At 65.0% G+C, this 19,080-nt stretch carries 11 protein-coding genes; 8 read left to right on the top strand and 3 right to left on the bottom strand.

Features of this window, described 5'->3' with window-relative positions; all coding sequences use genetic code 11:
* Positions 1 to 183: 183 nt before the first annotated feature.
* The 7 genes from PTE31013_RS17745 (at position 184) to PTE31013_RS17715 (ending at position 13,730) form a co-directional block, all read left to right on the top strand.
* Positions 184 to 3,201: a putative bifunctional diguanylate cyclase/phosphodiesterase gene (locus PTE31013_RS17745; protein ID WP_150614092.1), complete on the top strand. Its 3,018-nt coding sequence runs from the start codon at positions 184 to 186 to the stop codon at positions 3,199 to 3,201.
* A 479-nt stretch (positions 3,202 to 3,680) separates the two neighbouring features.
* Positions 3,681 to 4,688, top strand: a complete 1,008-nt coding sequence (locus PTE31013_RS17740; protein ID WP_150614091.1) for a hypothetical protein — start codon at positions 3,681 to 3,683, stop codon at positions 4,686 to 4,688.
* A 119-nt stretch (positions 4,689 to 4,807) separates the two neighbouring features.
* On the top strand, positions 4,808 to 8,230 hold the full coding sequence (locus PTE31013_RS17735) for an FtsK/SpoIIIE family DNA translocase (protein ID WP_150614090.1): 3,423 nt from the start codon (positions 4,808 to 4,810) through the stop codon (positions 8,228 to 8,230).
* A gap of 389 nt (positions 8,231 to 8,619) precedes the next feature.
* Positions 8,620 to 9,834, top strand: a complete 1,215-nt coding sequence (locus tag PTE31013_RS17730; RefSeq protein ID WP_150614089.1) for an ABC transporter substrate-binding protein — start codon at positions 8,620 to 8,622, stop codon at positions 9,832 to 9,834.
* Positions 9,835 to 10,063: 229 nt separating this feature from the next.
* Positions 10,064 to 10,942: a branched-chain amino acid ABC transporter permease gene (locus tag PTE31013_RS17725; protein ID WP_150614088.1), complete on the top strand. Its 879-nt coding sequence runs from the start codon at positions 10,064 to 10,066 to the stop codon at positions 10,940 to 10,942.
* A gap of 110 nt (positions 10,943 to 11,052) precedes the next feature.
* Positions 11,053 to 12,933, top strand: a complete 1,881-nt coding sequence (locus PTE31013_RS17720) for a branched-chain amino acid ABC transporter ATP-binding protein/permease (RefSeq protein ID WP_150614150.1) — start codon at positions 11,053 to 11,055, stop codon at positions 12,931 to 12,933.
* Positions 12,934 to 13,007: 74 nt separating this feature from the next.
* Positions 13,008 to 13,730 (top strand): ABC transporter ATP-binding protein, encoded by a 723-nt coding sequence (locus PTE31013_RS17715; RefSeq protein WP_150614087.1) that lies wholly within the window; start codon positions 13,008 to 13,010, stop codon positions 13,728 to 13,730.
* 21 nt (positions 13,731 to 13,751) lie between these two features.
* On the opposite strand, the gene PTE31013_RS17710 is transcribed toward PTE31013_RS17715, so the two are convergent.
* Both PTE31013_RS17710 and PTE31013_RS17705 read right to left on the bottom strand, forming a co-directional pair.
* Positions 13,752 to 14,885 (bottom strand): NAD(P)H-dependent flavin oxidoreductase, encoded by a 1,134-nt coding sequence (locus PTE31013_RS17710; RefSeq protein WP_150614086.1) that lies wholly within the window; start codon positions 14,883 to 14,885, stop codon positions 13,752 to 13,754.
* A 163-nt stretch (positions 14,886 to 15,048) separates the two neighbouring features.
* Complete coding sequence (locus PTE31013_RS17705; protein WP_246174669.1) at positions 15,049 to 16,122, bottom strand: site-specific integrase; 1,074 nt, start codon at positions 16,120 to 16,122, stop codon at positions 15,049 to 15,051.
* 225 nt (positions 16,123 to 16,347) lie between these two features.
* Here PTE31013_RS17705 and PTE31013_RS17700 point away from each other — a divergent pair, with 225 nt between their 5' ends.
* A complete protein-coding gene (locus PTE31013_RS17700; RefSeq protein WP_150614084.1) occupies positions 16,348 to 17,373 on the top strand; it encodes a DNA-binding protein in 1,026 nt (341 codons plus the stop codon).
* 56 nt (positions 17,374 to 17,429) lie between these two features.
* Here the strand turns inward: PTE31013_RS17700 and pdxR are convergent, their stop codons facing one another.
* Positions 17,430 to 18,956, bottom strand: coding sequence for a MocR-like pyridoxine biosynthesis transcription factor PdxR (pdxR, locus tag PTE31013_RS17695; protein ID WP_150614083.1), 1,527 nt, complete (start codon positions 18,954 to 18,956; stop codon positions 17,430 to 17,432).
* Positions 18,957 to 19,080 lie beyond the last annotated feature (124 nt).

Genomic DNA, 19,080 nt, shown 5'->3' with positions numbered 1-19,080 from the left:
TTGCCGCATGGGGTTCTCGCGACGACGGCGATAACGTGGAAGACGGGCACAAGAGACCTGTCCGTGTCGGCCGGCATCCCGGTCGCACGGAACAGGTCCGGCCCGACCGGCAAGGTGCGCCGAGTGGCGCCTTGCCCGGTACGGATCGCGGGGCGACCAACACGATAAGGGCACAAGAATCCTATGGCGGGGGAACTCGGCAACGAGCGTGACGATCACAGCCGCAAGTCGACCGATTTCGCCGACGAGCTGGCGGAATTCTCCGACACGCGGCGCCGTTGGCGCGTGAGCGCGCGTCTCGACGAGCTATTTCGCACCATTTCGCTGTACGCCGTTCCCGCTGCCATCATGCTGCTCTCGGGCCTCGTGCTGATGTTCCAGGAGAGCCAGTACGCCGTGCGCGGCGAAACGCCGTTGACGTTTCAGGCGCAAGGCGATTTTCCCGCGACATTCGGCCCGCCCATGGTGCAGGGCGTCCTTGAGCGCGCACCTACCGTTCGCCAGTTCAGTACGCATCTGTCCGAAGCCCCGGTGTGGTTCCGGTTCACCGTGCCGCCCGTGGGGGCAGCGCAACATACGATCATCGAATTTCCATCGCGCCATGCGCAAACGCTGGTGTGCTGGCGCAATCCTGATGCCCCGGCGATCGGGCGTGCGGACCGCAGCGTCGTCAGTGGGGCCATCCGAATGTCGAAAGCCGGCTTTTCGATCGATCTCGGACCGCTCGTCGCGCCGGTCACGCTCCTTTGCGAGGGCACGTTTTCCGGGCCGGCGCATCTGACGCTGGTGGCCTGGCCGGCGTCCGAGCTACGCATTTCGGAGCGGGAGTTCCACCGCAGCAACGGCCTGCTCGAAGGCGGTCTGCTGACGCTTTCGGCATTCGTGCTCGTCACCGCCATCATCAACAAGGAATGGCTCTACGTTCTGTTTGCCGCCTGGTTGATCGGTAATCTGCGGCTCGCGGCGAACTCGCTCGGCGCCGACACGCAATGGCTGGAACGCGCGATCCCCATTGATCTGGACGCGCTGGTCCGCAAGGCAACGTTCGCCATCTACTACGTGCTGACCTATTCGCTGTTCACGCAGCTTTTCAAGCGTGAGCTGCGCCTCGTCGGCCTGGGGTGGATGGTGATGGTGCTGCAATGGGCCGGCGTGGTGCTCTGCTGCGCAGCGATTGCCTTGCCTTACGCGCATTTCATCCCCGTGCTGTGGGCAGTGGCCGCGCTGGGCATCGTGATCGTTCTGGTGCTGCTGACCCGCATTCTCGTGTTGACGCGCTCGCGCGTGGCAATGTGGTACAGCGCGTCGCTGGCCATCGTCCTGTTTGCCACGTTTTCCGAAGTGATCGCCGCCGCGTTCAACGCGCGGGCGCTGTCGTCGGCGTTGAACAGTGTGACCGCGGCGCTGTTCTCGAGTCTCATGGCGGCACTGGCCATTGCCGAGCAGATGCGCGCCGAGCACCAGGGCAAACTCGAGGCACAGACCGAACTTCGCAATGCCTATGACGTGACGCCCGTCGGCCTGTTTACCCTCGACGATCAGGGCGTGTTCGTGCGCGGCAACGCGGCGTTGCACACCATGCTGGGCATTCCCGATACCGAGGAACGAACGTTCCGCTGGGATCAGTTCTTCGGTCAGAACACATGGCGCATGCTGCTCGACGTCGCCCAGCACAGCGATGAATCGGAGCTCGAGATTCTCTCGCTGCCGCGCGACGACGGCCGCACCAGCCGCTATCTCGTCAAGGCGATCTTCTCTGCGGGACGGATCGAAGGCTCGCTGCAGGACATCACCGAGCGGGCCCGCACGATGGAGCAACTGCGCTATCTGGCGGAGAACGACCCGCTCACGGGCGTCTCGAACCGGCGCGGTATCGAGAAGGCGCTCGGCGAAGCGGTCCGGACGTTATCCGATGCGCGGCCAGCGGCGCTGGCCTACCTGGACCTGGATCGGTTCAAGCTCGTCAACGATCTTTTCGGTCATGCGGCGGGCGATGAGGTTCTGCGCCAGGCATGTGACCGGATGCGCGCGCGCCTGTCGGCCGACCAGAGCGTGGGGCGCACCGGCGGCGACGAATTCATCGTGGTTTTTCGCGATGCGACGATCAAGGAAGCGGCCGCCGTCGCGCGCCGCCTGGTCGACGCGATCTGTGGTGAGCCTTATCAGATTGGGGATCGGGCGTTCCAGGTGCGCGCGTCGGCCGGGGTGATCGAGCTGACGGCCGACATGCGGGTGCCCGATGCGATTTCGTCGGCCGACCGTGCCTGCCGCGAAGCCAAGAAGAGTCGGCGCGAGCTGGTCGTCTACGAGCGCGGGGCAGCCGCGTTCCGCGAGCGCCTCGCCGAATTGCGGTTGATCGATGCGCTCGACGCCGGACTCACGCCCAACACGCTGTTCCTCGAGATGCAGCCCATCATGGAAATGGCGTCGCCCGGCGAGTCGCTCAACTTCGAGGTGCTGCTGCGCATGCGCGATTCGGACGGCAATATCGTGCCGGCCTCGCGCGTCATCAGCGCGGCCGAGGAGAACGGCAGCATCGGCATGATCGATAAATGGGTGCTGACGAATACGCTTGCGTGGATCGACTTGAACCGCGACCGTCTCACGAAGACGCGGTTCGTGTGCGTCAATCTCTCCGGGGCGTCGCTCAACGACGAGCATTTCATTCGGGACATCTTTGCCACGCTCGCTGTACATGAGCGCGCCGTCGGGCTGCTGTGCATCGAGATCACGGAAACCGTGGCGCTTCACGATCTCGACAATACGCGGCGCTTTGTCGACCGGATTCACCAGTTGGGCGGGCGCATTGCGCTCGACGATTTCGGCGCGGGTTTCAGTTCGTTCTCGTATCTGAAGGATCTCGCGGTCGACGCCATCAAGATTGACGGTGCCTTCGTGAAAAGCATGGCGGCGCATCCGGCCAATCTGGCGATCGTCGAGGCGATCGTGGCGCTGGCGAAGAATCTCGGCATCCGCAGCGTGGCGGAGTGGGTGGAAGACGCCGCAACGCTCGAAGCCTTGTCGGAGCTGGGCGTCGACTACGTGCAAGGCTTCCTGATCGCCCGACCGCAAACGCCTGAAGCCATCCTGGCCGCCGACTCGGCAGTCAGTTTCGTGCGTGATCCCCAACTGGCGTCGTTGCTGGTCGAGTTGGGGGACGCATACTACCCGCGCCATCGGACCAAGTCGGCGTTGCACTGATCCGATGTCCCCGAGGCGATCGGCGGCACCGCGCGAGCGTCAGGCGATACAAGTTGCACCCGTCGACGGTCTGTGATCCAAATTATCTCTATTTTCCGCAATGATGTATTGTTGGCCGGCCGCCCGCGCGGCGCTCGCCTTGCGGTACCTGATGCGCCGGAAACCCGCATGAATCGGGCATTTCAACGTCAAGCGCTTTTCGTCGAAGTGTCATCAGGACGTAACCTGAAGTAAGAATTCCATCTGGAATAAATCTTGTCGCCAATGAAGTCGAGGTGGCAGAATTTGCCCAACGCCGTGATGGGGTGTCGCCTCCATGCGCCAGCGGGCCGCTTCCGTGCGTGGGGCAATACGCAGCGTTCGATGCGGTTCTCCGGGGTTTGGCAAATGACAGACACGCGATATGCAACGGGGTTAGGACCGAGCCCATTCACGAGATGGGTGCGGTGCGACCGTATGACCTCACCAGAACAACGACAATGATCTCGACGCTTCTCAAACTTGTTTACCGCTACAGCCATACGGCGAAGTGGCGGCATAACGAGCGTCTGTGGCCGCACGCGCGCATCGAGCGAGACGCCATGGGGACCATCGAGCGCTTTGTGTGGCGCTCACGCGCTGTGCCGCTCGCCCGGCGCGCGGAATTGCAGCACCTGCGGCGCTTGCCTTGTCACATCATCGCCAGTGGTCCGTCGGTCGCCGACATCGATTACGAAGCGCTTCCGATGCATCACGTCATGGGTGTGAACGGGGCCATCGCGCTGACCGACCGCGCGCCGGTGAAATTCAACTTCTACTGCATCCTCGACGCCGGTTTCGTGCGTCAGCGTCCGGACCTGGCACGCCGAGTGGTGGCGCGCGACCTGGTGTTGTTCGTCACGCCGGTCGTGCTCGCGCGACTGCTGGACATGTTCCCGGCGTCGGCGTTCGGTTGCCGCTTCTATCTCGTGGACGATATTTTCAAGCGAGCTCTGGAGGCTGCCCAAACGCCTGAAGTCGTGCGCGCGAACGCGCAGGTCGCGGCAAGCGCGGCCTTCCAGGGCGAGCATGGCCGGCTCGGTTACAGCTTCGATATCGACAACGGTTTTTTCCACGGCGGTACCGTGGCGTATTTTGCCCTGCAGGTGGCGACGTGGCTGGGCTTTACCGAGTTGTATCTGCATGGGGTCGATCTGCGCGACGCCGCGCAGACGCCGCGATTCTACGAGACGATGCAAACGCGTGCGCCAACGCGGCTGGATGCGGAATTCACCAGTCTGATCGAGCCGTCGTTCCGTCATGCGGCAGCAGTGTTGCGCGCGCGCGGTGTGCGCGTCGAGAACCTGTCGCGCGCCAGCGCGCTGGGGGACGATATCTTTGCGAAGATCGATTGGCGTTCGCTGCGTCGCCGAAGCCTGAGCCTGGTTGTGCCGGAGGCGGGTGCGGAGAGCACCGGGCTCGACGCGACGCCGACGTGGCGTTCGACGGGCACGCACGGCCGAGCGTAACGGCGGCACCGCGCGGCACCGGCGAGCGCCGATGCGCGAAAGTCCTTGCCGAGAGGGCCGCTGGACGGTGGTCTACCTGCTACAATCGCACTCCGGGTTTTCCTGAAGCATGAGCGATTATGGGGTTTGGCTGGTTCGGACTGTCGACGTTTTGGTTGCTGGCGTTGTGCTGGCCTGGCGTGCGGGGTCTGCTTGGCGGTGAGATACGCATCTTCGGCCCCAGCACCCTCCGTATGTTGCTCGGTGTACCGCTCGCGATGGGCTCGAGCGCCACGCTCGCCGCACTGACGGGCGGCGAGGGCAACACCGCCGGTGGCAGCATCGGCCAATCCCTGTCTCACGGCTTGCACGTCGCATTGGGCGGTACGCTCGCAATGGGCGTGGCGGGCTTTGTCCTTCTCTTTTCCCTTCCGCTGGTCTTCGGCACTACTTGGTGGGGCATGTTCGCGCGCGGCAAATCGTCCGACGACGATGCCGACGCCCCCGTTTACGAATCGCGCTTCGATGGCGCCGCCCGAGAGCCGGTGCGGGGACGCTCGCACATGTCGTTCGACACGAGTGAGCGTGGCGAGCGCTTCGCACCGACGCTGGGTCAGGGACATCACGATGTCGGTAGCCTGAGGGAAGATCCGGTGCCGCGCCGCCGCGGGCTGGCGGCGCAGCCGCGCTGGAAGCTCTCCGATGAGGAGCGCGCGCGGCTCGACGCCATGCGACCGCCGCCGTTGATGGCACGCGGTGCACCGCGTGCCGAGCCGTCGTTTGCGAACGGCACCCGCATTCACCCGGCAGGCACGGGCGCGTCGACCGGACGTGCCGGTGCCGCCGTTGTCTCCTCGGCGACGGCCAGCGCGAGTGCCTCCGCTGCGCCGACGACATCAGGGGGATCGGCTAGGGTTGCCGCGACGGCTGCATCTGCGATGCCCTTCAGAGCCGCTACGCGCGCTGCGCCTGTCGCGGCAACTCGGGCGGCGACACCCGCGAAGCCGCCTACGCCTGTCGATCCGGTGAACCCGACGTCGATTCCCGGGGCGACAGGATATCGCCGTCCCGTGGGCGTGGCACCCGCCCATCTGCGCGGCACGATCGTGCATAGTCCGTTCCGTAAACCGCAGCTCGGACTCGAAGATATTCCGCCGCGGGGCGCGCCGCCTGTGACGTCGCCGACGACGGATCCCGGTGCGAATACGCCCCCCGGCACGACGGCCAACGTCGCGACGTCTGGCACCGTCGTGCCTCATTCCGCTTCGCCGGTGATGCGCGGTGCCGCGTCCTGGTCCGCAACCGACGCCGCCTCACCGCTTTCCTCCGTCATCTCAGCGTTTTCACCTGTCGACATGTCGGCGCAGGACGTCGAGGCACGCCCTGTCGATGCCTCGCCGCCGGGTCCGACACCGGAGGCCCTGGCCCAGCAGGCCGCCGCGCGTGCGGCTGAGCAGGCGCGCTTGCAGGCATTGGCCGTGCTGCGCGACGAGGCACAAGCGTTGCTTCGCGACTTGCGCCAATGGACCGCGTCCGACGAGGCGGAGGTCGGCAACGCCGCCGTCCAGGTATCGGTCTCGCCACCGTCCGCCCGCGATCTTCAGGAAAATGTGGTCATTGGTGACGCGAATGTGAGTCCAGAAGCGGCGGACGTTATCGGCCCCGTCGAACCCGCCGAACCCGCCGAACCCGCCGAACCCGCCGAACCCGCCGAACCCGCCGAACCCGCCGAACCCGCCGAACCGGTGGATACGGGCGACAAACTCGACGCCACGGAGGCGACGGCGGCCTCGCCGAAGCCGCACTATGTCTTGCGTGCCGACGGCACGTGGGCGCGCGCAGACGAGGAACCGCTTGCAGCGAACACACCGATGACGCACGGCGACACCGCCCCGTTGTTGGCGGTACCGCCTGGCTCGACGTCATCGATGCCGCCGCCCACAACTGCCGTAGCCGCCGTACCCGCCATTCCGGCGTTCGCCGCGACGGTACCGTTCGGCGTGGCGAGTACGGCCGAGCCGCGCCCCGCGGCTTTCTCCGCCGACACGCCCTACGTGCTCGCGCCGCCGCGTGCCGCTGTCGATTACGCATTGCCGTCGCGCGATCTGCTGTCGTCCGCGACGTCGCAGGATGTCGCCAAGCTTGTCCCGGACGAGGCGCTCGCGGCCGTAAGCCAGTTGATCGAGCAACGTCTGGCCGAATTCAAGGTGCCGGTCACGGTGGTCGGTGCATCGGCAGGCCCGGTCATCACGCGGTTCGAAGTCGAGCCGGCGGTGGGGGTGCGTGGCGCGCAGGTCGTCGGTCTCGTGAGGGATCTGGCGCGTGCGTTGGGCGTGACGTCGATTCGCGTGGTCGAGACCATTCCTGGCAAGACCTGCATGGGGCTGGAGCTGCCCAACGCGCAGCGACACATGATTCGCCTGTCCGAAATCCTGACGGCTCCCGTGTTTGACGCCCATCGCTCGCACCTCGCACTCGCCATGGGCAAGGACATCACGGGGGCGCCAGTTGTGACCGACCTGGCGCGGGCGCCGCACCTGCTGGTGGCGGGCACGACCGGCTCAGGCAAGTCGGTGGCCGTCAACGCGATGATCCTGTCGTTGCTCTACAAGGCGACCCCGGACGACGTGCGGCTCATCATGATCGATCCGAAGATGCTGGAGCTATCCGTCTATGGCGGCATTCCGCATTTGCTCGCCCCGGTCGTGACCGACATGAAGCAGGCGGCGCACGCCCTGAACTGGTGCGTGGGCGAAATGGAGAAGCGTTACCGGCTGATGTCCGCGCTCGGCGTGCGCAATCTGGCCGGGTACAACGAGAAGATCGACGCGGCGCGTGCGGCGGGCGAAAAGGTGCGCAATCCGTTCTCGCTCACGCCCGATGCGCCGGAGCCGCTGGACCGTCTGCCGTTCATCGTCGTGATCATCGACGAGCTGGCGGATCTCATGATGGTGGCCGGCAAGAAGATCGAGGAACTGATCGCGCGGCTGGCGCAGAAGGCGCGCGCGGCGGGCATTCACCTGATTCTCGCGACGCAGCGGCCGTCGGTCGACGTGATTACGGGTCTCATCAAGGCGAACATCCCAACACGCGTGGCCTTTCAGGTGTCGTCGAAGATCGATTCGCGCACGATTCTCGACCAGATGGGCGCGGAATCGCTGCTGGGGCAGGGCGACATGCTGTTCCTGCCGCCGGGCACGGGCTATCCACAGCGGGTCCACGGCGCGTTCGTCGCCGACGACGAGGTGCATCGTGTCGTCCAGCACTGGCAGCAGTATGGCGAGCCGGACTACGACGATGCGATCCTCGCGGGCGATCCGAGCGACGCCGGGTCCGCCGATCTGTTCGGCGAGTCGTCGGGCGATGCGGAGTCCGATCCGCTCTATGACGACGCAGCGGCATTCGTGCTGAATTCCCGTCGTGCGTCGATTTCGGCCGTCCAGCGGCAATTGCGCATCGGCTACAACCGCGCCGCCCGCCTGATCGAACAGATGGAGACGGCCGGACTTGTCAGTCCGATGGGCCGAAATGGTGCGCGCGAAGTGATCGCGCCGGGCGACTAATCGCCATCGCTTACACCTGCCTTACGACCCGCCCGCCAAGTCGAACTCTTTGGGACTCCGTTTCGATATCCCGACACGCGCCATCCCTGGCGCGTGCCGCCAAACCCCTTGGAAACCCGCGCCAATTGGCGATAGCGGCGCGTTAACCCGCATCTGCGTAGGGGTATTCCCGCCTTTGCCAGCAAAACTCAGCGAACACATAATCGGCGCGCTAGGTTAGTCGTTCAAGGCGTGCTGTACGGTATCACCCTGACACGAATGAGAAGGCCGGGGTGGTGCGGCGGGGGAAACGACTCGCGAGTCGCGCGTTCTACGGCAGGGCCTGCAACATCAGGAAATCGCAGCAGAAAAGCGTCATATCGAAACGCATCGCACCGAAGGAGACCCTTATGCAATTCCGATTCAAGGTCATGGCTGGCGCCGTGGCGTTTGCCCTGTCCGCATCGATGGCCGTGGCGGCCGATCCGATCAAGATTGGTGTATCCGGCCCGTTCACTGGCGGCTCGTCGTCGATGGGCGTTTCAATGCGCGACGGCGTGCGTCTCGCCGCGTCGGAGATCAACAAGTCAGGTGGCGTGCTGGGCCGCCAGATCGAGCTGGTCGAGCGCGACGAGGAAGCCAAGAACGAGCGCGGCGTGCAAGTCGCGCAGGAACTGATCAACAAGGAAAAGGTGGTTGCCACCGTCGGCTTCATCAATACGGGCGTGGCGCTCGCGTCGCAACGCTTCTATCAGGACGCCAAGATTCCGGTGTTCAACAATGTGGCGACGGGCACGGTCATCACCCAGCAATTCAAGCCGCCTCAGTACCCCGATAACTACGTCTTCCGCAATTCGGCCAAGGACAGCATCCAGGCGCCGATGATCGTGGAAGAGGCGATTACACGCCGTGGTTTCAAGAAGCCGGCGATTCTCGCCGACTCCACCAACTACGGCCAGCTCGGGCGCCAGGATCTGGAAAAGGCGCTCAAAGCCAAGGGCATCAAGCCGGTGGCCGAAGAGAAGTTCAACATCAAGGACGTCGACATGACGGCCCAGTTGCTCAAGGCCAAGCAGGCCGGTGCCGACGTGATCCTCACGTACGGTATTGGCCCCGAACTGGCGCAGATCGCCAACGGCATGGCCAAGCTCGGCTGGAAGCTGCCGCTGGTCGGTAGCTGGACGCTCGCGATGGCGAACTACATCGACAACTCGGGCGTGAACGGCGAAGGTGCCCGCATGCCGCAAACGTTCATTCAGGAACCCAACACGCCCAAGCGCAAGGCCTTCATCGACGCCTACCTGGCCATGTTCAAGCCGAAGAACAATCGTATCGACTCGGCAGTGTCGGCCGCGCAGGGCTACGACTCGGTCTACCTGCTGGCCGCGGCCATCAAGCAGGCGGGCAGCACGGACGGCCCGAAGGTGCGCGCCGCACTGGAAGACCTGAAGACGCCGGTCGACGGCGTGGTCACGACTTACGATCGCCCGTTCACGCATGACGATCACGACGCCATCACCGCCAATATCCCGGTGATGGGCGAAGTGAAGGGTGGTCGCGTCGTGTACGCGTACGACACCGACCTGAAGGCGGGCAGCAAGGTCCGCGAGAAGGCTGCGAAGTAATTCGCACTTTCCGCAACGTTGCATTCCGGTTGCGTCTTGCAGCCATGACGGATGAACGACGGCGCGCGCCGCTGGTGATCCGGCCCCCCGGCAACGGGGTGTCCGGGACCAGTGGGCGCGCCGTCGGTCCATCCGGGCCAGGCGCCGGCACTCGGGACCGGCGCATGGCACGCGTCTCGAATACCTCCCGTGCATCGCTCGTAGGCTCGCACTCGCGAGAGAGGACCGCATGACCATCCTGATTCAACTCATCTACAGCGGTATCGCGCTGGGGATGATCTACGCCGTGATCGCCTTCGGTTACCAACTGACGTTCGCGACGTCCGGCACCCTGAACTTCGGCCAGGGCGAAGCGCTGATGCTCGGCGCACTGGTCGGCCTGACGCTGGTCGACACCCTGGGTTTGAACTACTGGCTGATGATCCCCATCGTCTGCCTCTTCGGTCTCGTGCAGGGGGCGCTGGTTGAGCGCATCGGCGTGAAGCCTGCCTTGCGGATCAAGTCGGAGTTCGGCTGGATCATGTCCACGATCGCGTTGGGCATCATCTTTCGTAACGTCGCGGAAAACGTATGGGGACGCGACGACCTCAAATTCCCGTCGCCGCTGCCCGAGTCGCCGATCCATCTGTTCGGCGCGAACGTGTTGCCGATGGAGCTGCTCGTGGTTGCGGGCGCACTGCTCATGATGGCCGCAGTCGAGTTCTTCAACCGGCGCTCGATCTATGGCAAGGCGGTGGTGGCCACGGCCAACGACCGCGATGCCGCCGGGCTCATGGGCATCAACACCAGCCTGGTGATCACCTTTTCGTACGCGCTGTCGTCCATGGCCGCGGCCTTTGCGGGCGTGCTCGTTGCTCCGCTGACGCTGACCGGCGCCACGATGGGGGCGGTGCTCGGACTCAAGGCCTTCGCGGTGGCGATTATCGGCGGGCTGTCGAGCGGGATGGGCATGCTCGTCGGCGGTTTGCTCCTCGGCATCGCCGAGACGACGACCGCGTTCTACATTTCGACCGGCTACAAAGACGTGCCGGGTCTCGTGCTGCTGCTGCTCGTGCTGGCCGTGAAGCCGGCGGGCCTGTTCGGCAAGACCGCCATCAAGAAGGTGTAACCATGACCGCACAGACCTCCACCGTGCGCGGGGCCCGCGATCTCGGCGGCTTGCGTGTGACCACGAAGCTGGCTGCCATCGTGGGTATCGTTGCGCTGTTCGGTTTTCCGATGGCCATCGGCAACCCTTACTACATCCACATGATCGAGACGATCATGATCTACGCGATCCTGCTCTTCGGGCTGGACATCGTCGTGGGTTACACCGGGCAGGTGTCGCTGGGCCATGCGGGCCTGTTCGGCATCGGCGCCTATGTGGCGGGTGTGTTCTTCACCAAGCTCGGACTCTCGCTCTGGCTGGCGCTTCCGGCCGCGATCCTGATTACGGCCGCGTTCGGCGCGTTGCTCGCCTTGCCCGCGCTGCGCGTCATCGGCCCGTATCTGGCGATGGTGACGCTCGCGTTCGGCACCATCATCCAGATTCTCATCAATGAGATGGACTTCCTCACGGAAGGGCCGCTCGGCATCAAGCTCACAAAGCCGGTGATCGGGGGGCATCCGATCGATGAGACCGAGTACTACTGGTTCGTGGCCGTGTTGCTGCTGGTGAGCATGCTCGTGGCGCACCGGATTTTGAAGTCGCACCTCGGGCGCGCCTTCGAGGCGTTGCGCGATTCGCCGGTGGCGTCGGACTGCATGGGCGTTTCAGTGTATCGCTACAAGGTGTACGCGTTCGTGATCAGTGCCGGTTTCGCCGGTCTGGCGGGCAGTCTGTATGCGTACTCGGAGCAATATATCTCGCCGAACACGTATAACTTCGAGCTGACGATCCTGTTCCTGCTCGCCGTCATCATGGGCGGGCGCAAGACGCGAAGCGGCGCGTTGCTCGGGGCGGCGATCATCGTGTTGCTGCCGCAATTGCTCGACGACATCGGCACCTTCCGGATCGTGGCCACGGCCATCGCCGCCGTGACCACGGTCGTGGCGGTGACCGCTGTCGCCCGTGCGCGCACCTCGCTCGCCAAGGCGGCGGTGCCGATCGTCGGCACGGTGGCCCTGGCCGGCGTGACCTGGTGGCGCGACAGCATTACAGACTGGCGCCTGACGATCTTCGGGCTGATGATCCTGTTCGTCGTGTACTACCTGCCGGACGGCATCATTGGCTTCGTGCGCTCGCGAATCCTGCATCGCCGTCGCACGTTGACGGCATCGGCCACGCAAGTCGACGCGTCGGTCGACAGCGAGCGCGATCCGATCTTGACGGCGGCGGCGGGCGGTCCTGACGAACTGCTCAACGTGCGTCAGGTGCTCATGCAGTTCGACGGCCTGAAAGCCCTCAATCAAGTGGATCTGAGCGTCAAGCGCGGCACGATTCACGGGTTGATCGGCCCGAACGGGTCCGGCAAGAGCACGATGATGAACGTGCTCACGGGCATCTATGTGCCGACGGCCGGCAGCATCGAGTTCGCCGGTCAGCCGCTGGCCGGGCGCTCATCGTCGGATATTGCACTCGCCGGTGTGGCGCGTACGTTCCAGAACGTGCAACTGTTCGGTGAAATGACCGCACTGGAAAACATACTTGTCGGGCTGCATCACACGTTCGACTCGACGCTGATCGACGTGTCGCTGCGCCTGCCGAGATACAAGCGCGAGGAGGTCGCGGCACGGGCACGGGCGATGCGACTGCTTGAGTTCGTGGGCCTGGCGTCGCTCGCCGACGAAGAGGCGCGCAACCTGCCGTACGGCAAGCAGCGCCTACTGGAAATCGCGCGCGCGCTGGCGCTGGATCCGCGTCTGCTGCTGCTCGACGAACCGGCCGCCGGTTTGACGGCACCCGACATTCGCGAATTGCTCACGATCATTCGCAAGATTCGCGACCACGGCATTACGGTCATCTTGATCGAGCACCACATGGACGTGGTGATGAGCACGTGCCAGACGGTCTCCGTGCTCGACTTCGGGCAGAAGATCGCCGAGGGCCTGCCGGGAGAGATCCAGACCGATCCGAAGGTGATCGAGGCCTATCTGGGCGGTGCATCGACGGCGCACTGACGACATTCGCGCTTGCGGCGCACGGCGGGGACGCCCCGTGTGCGCCGCAGCCACGACGGACAAACGGAACCACTATGCTTTCCATTCGTAATCTGCAAGCCGGCTACGGCAAGGTGCAGGTGCTGCACGGCATCGACATCGATGTGCCGAGCGGCCAGGTCGTCACGCTCATCGGATCGAACGGCGCGGGCAAGACGACGACCATGCGTGCCGTGTCCGGCATGATCAAGCCGACGGCGGGCGAAATCACACTGGGCGATAAGCGTATCGACGGACTCGACTCGCATCGGATCGCCAAGCTTGGCCTGGCGCATTCCCCCGAAGGCCGGCGCGTATTCTCGACCATGTCGGTGATGGACAACCTGCGCCTGGGGGCCTTTCCGCGCCTGACGGGCAGCCGTCCGCGCGGCGATGTGGCGGCCGACCTGGAGCGCGCGATGGATCTATTCCCGCGTCTGAAAGAGCGGCGCAATCAGCTATCCGGCACGCTTTCGGGCGGCGAGCAGCAAATGCTCGCCATGGCCCGCGCGGTCATGTTGCGCCCCGATATCGTGCTGCTCGACGAGCCGTCGATGGGGCTCGCACCGATCCTGGTCGACGAAGTCTTCCGTATCATCAGCAACCTGAAGGCGGAGGGGGTAACGATGCTGCTCGTAGAGCAGTTCGCGGCCGCCGCGCTGGCCGTGGCCGACTATGGCTACGTGCTGGAGAACGGGCAGATTTCCGTGCATGGCCCGGCAGAAAACCTGCGCAACGACGACAAGGTGCGTGCCGCCTACCTGGGCGGCAGTCACTGACGTTCGGGGGGGGGGCCGTGTTCAGAACGCGGCGGCCAGCTCGTGCAGCCTGCTGACTGTCTCGCGTAGTTCCGCGCGCAGTACCCCCACAAGCTCGGCGGCGGGCAGGGCGCGAGCCAGCGGCGCCGCCTGACCGGCCCACTGGGCGGCGTAATCGCTGTTGCCCTTGGCTTTGGCCGCGGCGTTGATGGCCTTGCCGGCGTCATACGTGACGGGATAATCCGGCAGATCGGGGCGCTCAGCGGTTTGCTCCAGTGCATACAGGCGGTTCACGAAACCGCGTGCTGGACGCCCGGAGATCGCGCGAATCAATGCGGTTCGCGGCGGAGGGTTGCTGGTCAGCCGCTCGCGGTACGCGGCATCGGCGGACGATTCCGGACAAGCGACAAAGGCGGTCCCGAGCTGCGTGGCTTGCGCACCGAGCGCAAGGGCTGCCGCGATGCCCGCGCCGTCCATGATGCCGCCTGCGGCAATCACGGGCACCGACGTGTGCATGACAATCAGCCGCACCAGCGCCAGCGTACCCAACTGCTCGTCGTCGCTCGGCACGCGGTCGCCGAGATCCTCGAAGCGGCCACGGTGACCGCCTGCCTCATATCCTTGCGCGACGATCGCATCGATGCCCGCCGCCTCGATGGCCTTGGCTTCAGACAGGTTCGTTGCAGAGGCGAACAGCATGATGCCTGCAGCGTGCAGTGCATCGATCTTCTCCTGTGACGGCAGCCCGAAATGGAAGCTGACCACGCCGGGGCACTCCTCCAGAAGCATGTCGAACATGGCGTCGTCGGCGACAAAGCTCTTGTAGATCTCGCTCAGCACGGCAGGGGGCGCGGCGTCGAAACGCGCGAACTCAGGGGCGAGATAGGCCAACCACGCGGTGTCGCGCGCTGCGTCGAGCGTAGCGGGCGCGTGGCAGAACACATTGACGTTGAACGGCTTGCGGGTCAGGGCGCGCGTATCGTGAATCGCCTTGCGGGCTGCGTCGGCATTCATCGCGGCAACACCGATCGAGCCGAGCCCGCCTGCGTTGCAGACGGCCGCAGCCAATGCGGGGGTGGACGTGCCGGCCATCGGGGCCTGAACGATTGGCGTCAGCAGGCCCAGTCGTTCGACGAGTGCACGATTGCGGGATTGGGAGGCGGTGGAGCTTGGCATGACGATCTGCACCTTTGAGTATTCGGTAGGGGGGGCACACCAGTCGCAGCCGGCAGTAGGGTTCACTATGGCATACGCCTGACGCGATAAAAGATATCACTAAAATGTATCTTTATGTCGGCTACCCCGGCATTGGCAGGGGCATCGCGCCAAACAGCGGCAGTCAGGCTTCGGGGCCGGAACGCTCGCCGGCGCCCGCATGCGAACGATCCGATTCATCGGTCCCCATCAGGTCAGCGGCGCGCGAGCGCTGCATGTCCGCCCGCCGGAAGTAGCCGATGACGGTCGCTACGCTCGTGTGCCCCGTCATCGTCATGGTTTCGGCCAGCGGCACTTGCTGAAGCGCCGCTTCGGTGACGAATCCGGCTCGCAGCGAGTGGGCGGAGAAGTCGCCCTCGAGACCGGCGAGTGCGCATCGCTCGCGCACGATGTCGCGAACGGCGGCCTCGGAGAGGGCTTCGCCCACGTGCCCGCCGCGTCGAACGCGGCGAAAGATCGCACCTTCCGAGAGGCTTGCCGACGTCAGCCAGTCCGAGAGCGCGACGGCCGCCGCCCCCGTGACCGGCTTTTCGTTTTCGGGAAGGTCAGCGCCCTGCTGATTGGTCTTCGACCAGGCGAGCGTATAGACGTAGCGGTCTGGCCCGGTACGCCGGACGTTCTCGCATGTGGCCCGTACCACTTCCGAGCGTCTGCGACCGCCGCTCGCCCAGGCGAACAACAATAGCGCGCGATCTCGCTTGCCTCGCAAGGTGTCGTCACAGGTGGCGAGCAGCGCGCGCAACAGCTCACGTGTCAACGCGGCCTTCTTCGCCGTGCGAACGCCGCGCTTCGCATAGGCACGACGGGTCTTGGCCAGCAGTTCGCGCACGGCCGGTTCGGCGCACGGATTCGGCAGGTTGCGCGACGTATGCAGCTTGGCGATGACGCTCAACCGGTGGAGCAGTGTCGCGAGCGCGGGTGGCCCCGGACGCGCCTTGAGGCCCTGAGCGACGAGGGCGGCGTCGATGGCGTCCGGCATCTCGGTTCTGAGGCCATGCTTGCCTTGATGCTGCGCATGATCAACCACGAACTGCACGATCACAGCAGGCGGCAGTGGCGCGATAAGCGCTTGCCCATAGCGCAGCCGATACCAGCCCGTCCAGTAACGCATTGCCGATTGATAACTCTGACGCGTGTTCTGCGAGTCACCGTCCCGGGCTAGCGCTTGCGCCGCTTCGCGCGCATCGACGTGGAGCATGGCCGGATCGCGCGGCGCCGGTAGGCCGAGGATCGAAACGTTTCCCAACGCTGCGCTGGGCCCCGACTCAGGGGGCGGCATGCCTTCGTCGCTAATTTTCTCGCCTGACATATGATTAAATATGTAATATGTAGTAAATATAATCTATGCGATAAATAACTCGCGATAATCTTCCATTATCGTGGGTTATTTGGCAACACCTTCGATATTCAGGAGCGCTCCGTGATGACTACGTCCCCAACCTCGACCGCCGCCATCTCGACGCCGCTGCCCCGGCAAGGCGGGCGAGGCATTTCGGAGCATGACGTCTGGACGGCGGCCGATACGTTGCTGATGGCGGGGCAGCGCCCGACCATCGAGCGCATTCGTCAGCAGTTGGGGCGCGGCTCGCCCAATACGGTGAGCCCTTATCTGGACGCGTGGTTCGCTGGACTTGGGGCGCGCCTGCAGGGCACGTCGGCCGCCGCGCCCGGTTTGCCGGACGGCGTGACGATGCCGGAATCGGTGGCGCGTGCCGCGCTCGATCTGTGGGCGCTGGCGTTGAGCGAGGGGCGTGCTGCCCTGGCGGCAGACGAAGCGGCGCGCCGCGCGGTACTGGATGCTCGCGACGCCGAGCTGGTGGCGGATCGAGAGGCACTGGAGCAGGCGCGCGCCGTACTCCACGAGCGCATCACCTCTGCCGAGACGGCGGCGGCGGATGCGCGCCAGGCGAGGGAGGAAGCGCAGGCGCAGGCGCGGCGCGCCGAGGCGTTGCTGATCGAGGCCCAGGCCGACGCGGTGGCATCGCGGCAGGCGCTCTCGGTGGCGCGCGAGCGCACGCAGGCGCTTCAGGAAGAACACGCGGCGCAGCGGTCCCATTGGGATGCCGAGCGTACGCGACTTGGCGAGCGTGCCGAAGCGAACGAACGCCGCTTGATGCTCGAACTGGACGCCACGCGAGCGTCGGTCAAGTCGCTACAACAGGAGCGCAAACAAGTACAGCGCCAGTTGCAGGACGCCGAAGCGGCGCTGGCGACGATGACGGAGGCGCAGCACGAGATGCGGGCGGCCAAGGCGTTGCAGGATGCGGTCGTGGCAAGGCTGCGTGAGCACGTCAGCGCGCAGGAGGCGCTGGCGGCAACGTATCAGTCGATGCTGGCGGCGCCGACCGCGTCATTGCCCGGGCGCGGTAACGTCTCGGGGCGAAAGCGTCGCGTGCCCCTTGGGGCGGTGCCGGCCACGTCGGTGTTGCGCCGCGCGCGCCGGCCATGACCGGCGGGGCGGCGCGTCTACAATCTGCCGCCATCGCCGAAGGGCCGATCAGGACGTCAGTCATCCAGGCAGCCGCGCAACGTACGAGCGAGACGGCCTGCATCCTCTGCATCGATGACGTTCGCGAAGCCAATCACAAGGCCACGCGGCGTAGGCTGTGTATGCCCTTTCGCGTACCAGGCAGAGAGGGGCAGCACGGCAAGCCCCGCCTCGCTGGCCCGGGCGGCAACGGCGACATCGTTGACCGGGCCACCCGGACCTTCCGGGAATTTCACCGCGAACTGGACGCCACCGAGCGGCAAATCGAGATGCAGTCGCTCGCCGAACGCCTGTGCTAGCGCTTGCGTGATCCATACGCGACGCTGTCCATACAACGTGCGCATTCGCTTTACATGTCGCGCAAAATGTCCCTGCGCCATGAAATCTGCCACGGCAGCCTGCAATAACACCGGCGAACCGGCGTTCATGCTGCATGCCACCCGGCTGACGCGCTCGACAGCGCGCTCCGGCACCACCGTGTAGGCGAGTCGAAGGCCGGGGAACATCAGCTTGCTGAGCGTGCCGCAATAGATCACGCGATCGTGCCGATCGAGGCTTTTCAATGCCGGCAATGGTCTGCCCGAATATCGAAACTCACTGTCGTAATCGTCCTCGATGATCCAGCGAGACGCGCTTTCTGCCCAGTCCAGCAGGGCCAGGCGTCTTGCGAGCGACAACGTATACCCCAGGGGGCTCTGGTGCGATGGCGTGACCAGTGCGAAGCGCGCCCCCGGATCCAGTTGTATGCCGCGTTCTACGTCGATCCCTTCATCGTCCACTGGCACGGGGATGAACGCCATGCCGGACTCGGACAGGAAATTGCGCGCGAGCAGATAACCGGGATCCTCGAACCACATGCGATCGTTCGGTTGCGCGAGACTGCGCAACACGAGTTCAAGCGTCGCGCGGTAGCCGCCGGTCACGAACACCTGCTCGGGCAGGCACGTGACGCCGCGCGACAGAGCGAGATAGGTGGCAATGCGCTCGCGAAGCGGCCGGTAGCCCATCGGGTCCGGGCAAGCGAGCATCGCACGATCGCCGCTGCGCACGCGAAGCGAAACAATCCGACTCCATATTTTGCGCGGAAACGCGTCAAGCGCCGGTTGCCCGGGTTGCAACGGTCGCGGCTCGCCGCTCATCGCGACGGTGATGGTCATCTGGCTCGGTGACGCGTCCGCCGTCTTCTCCGCGCCGGCGTTTTCTACGCCCGTTCGTTCCGCGCTCGGGGCGCCGTGCGTTTCGTGGCGATCCGTTCCGTACGGTGAAAGCACGATCGGCGGCGGTAGCGACGGGGAAACGAACGTGCCGGCAGCACCGCGCATCTGCAGGTAGCCCTCGTCGACAAGGATCGTGTAGGCCAATTCGACGGTGCCTCGGGACGTGCTCAACTGTGCGCAGAGGCTGCGAAGTGCAGGCACGCGGTCACCGGGGCGCAGATGTCCTGCCGCAATCGCGGTCCGGAAACGCTCGCAGATCTGCAGATAGATCGGCAGCGGTCGCTGGCGATCGATCTCGATGTGCAATGCGGGCGTTCGTGCGGTCATGCGTGTCTTCTGGATGTGGGCGGGGCGGAACCACTTGGACTAGTCATCTCGACGATTCTTGGCCCTTATTGTTAGAACCCGATTGTTACATACTGCCCTCAGGCAATGCCATGGCGGGGACACT

Source organism: Pandoraea terrigena, from assembly GCF_902459705.1.
In the GTDB taxonomy this organism is placed as follows: domain Bacteria; phylum Pseudomonadota; class Gammaproteobacteria; order Burkholderiales; family Burkholderiaceae; genus Pandoraea; species Pandoraea terrigena.
The sequence above is the reverse complement of the archived record's forward strand: the minus strand, read 5'-3'. Positions and strand labels throughout refer to the sequence as shown.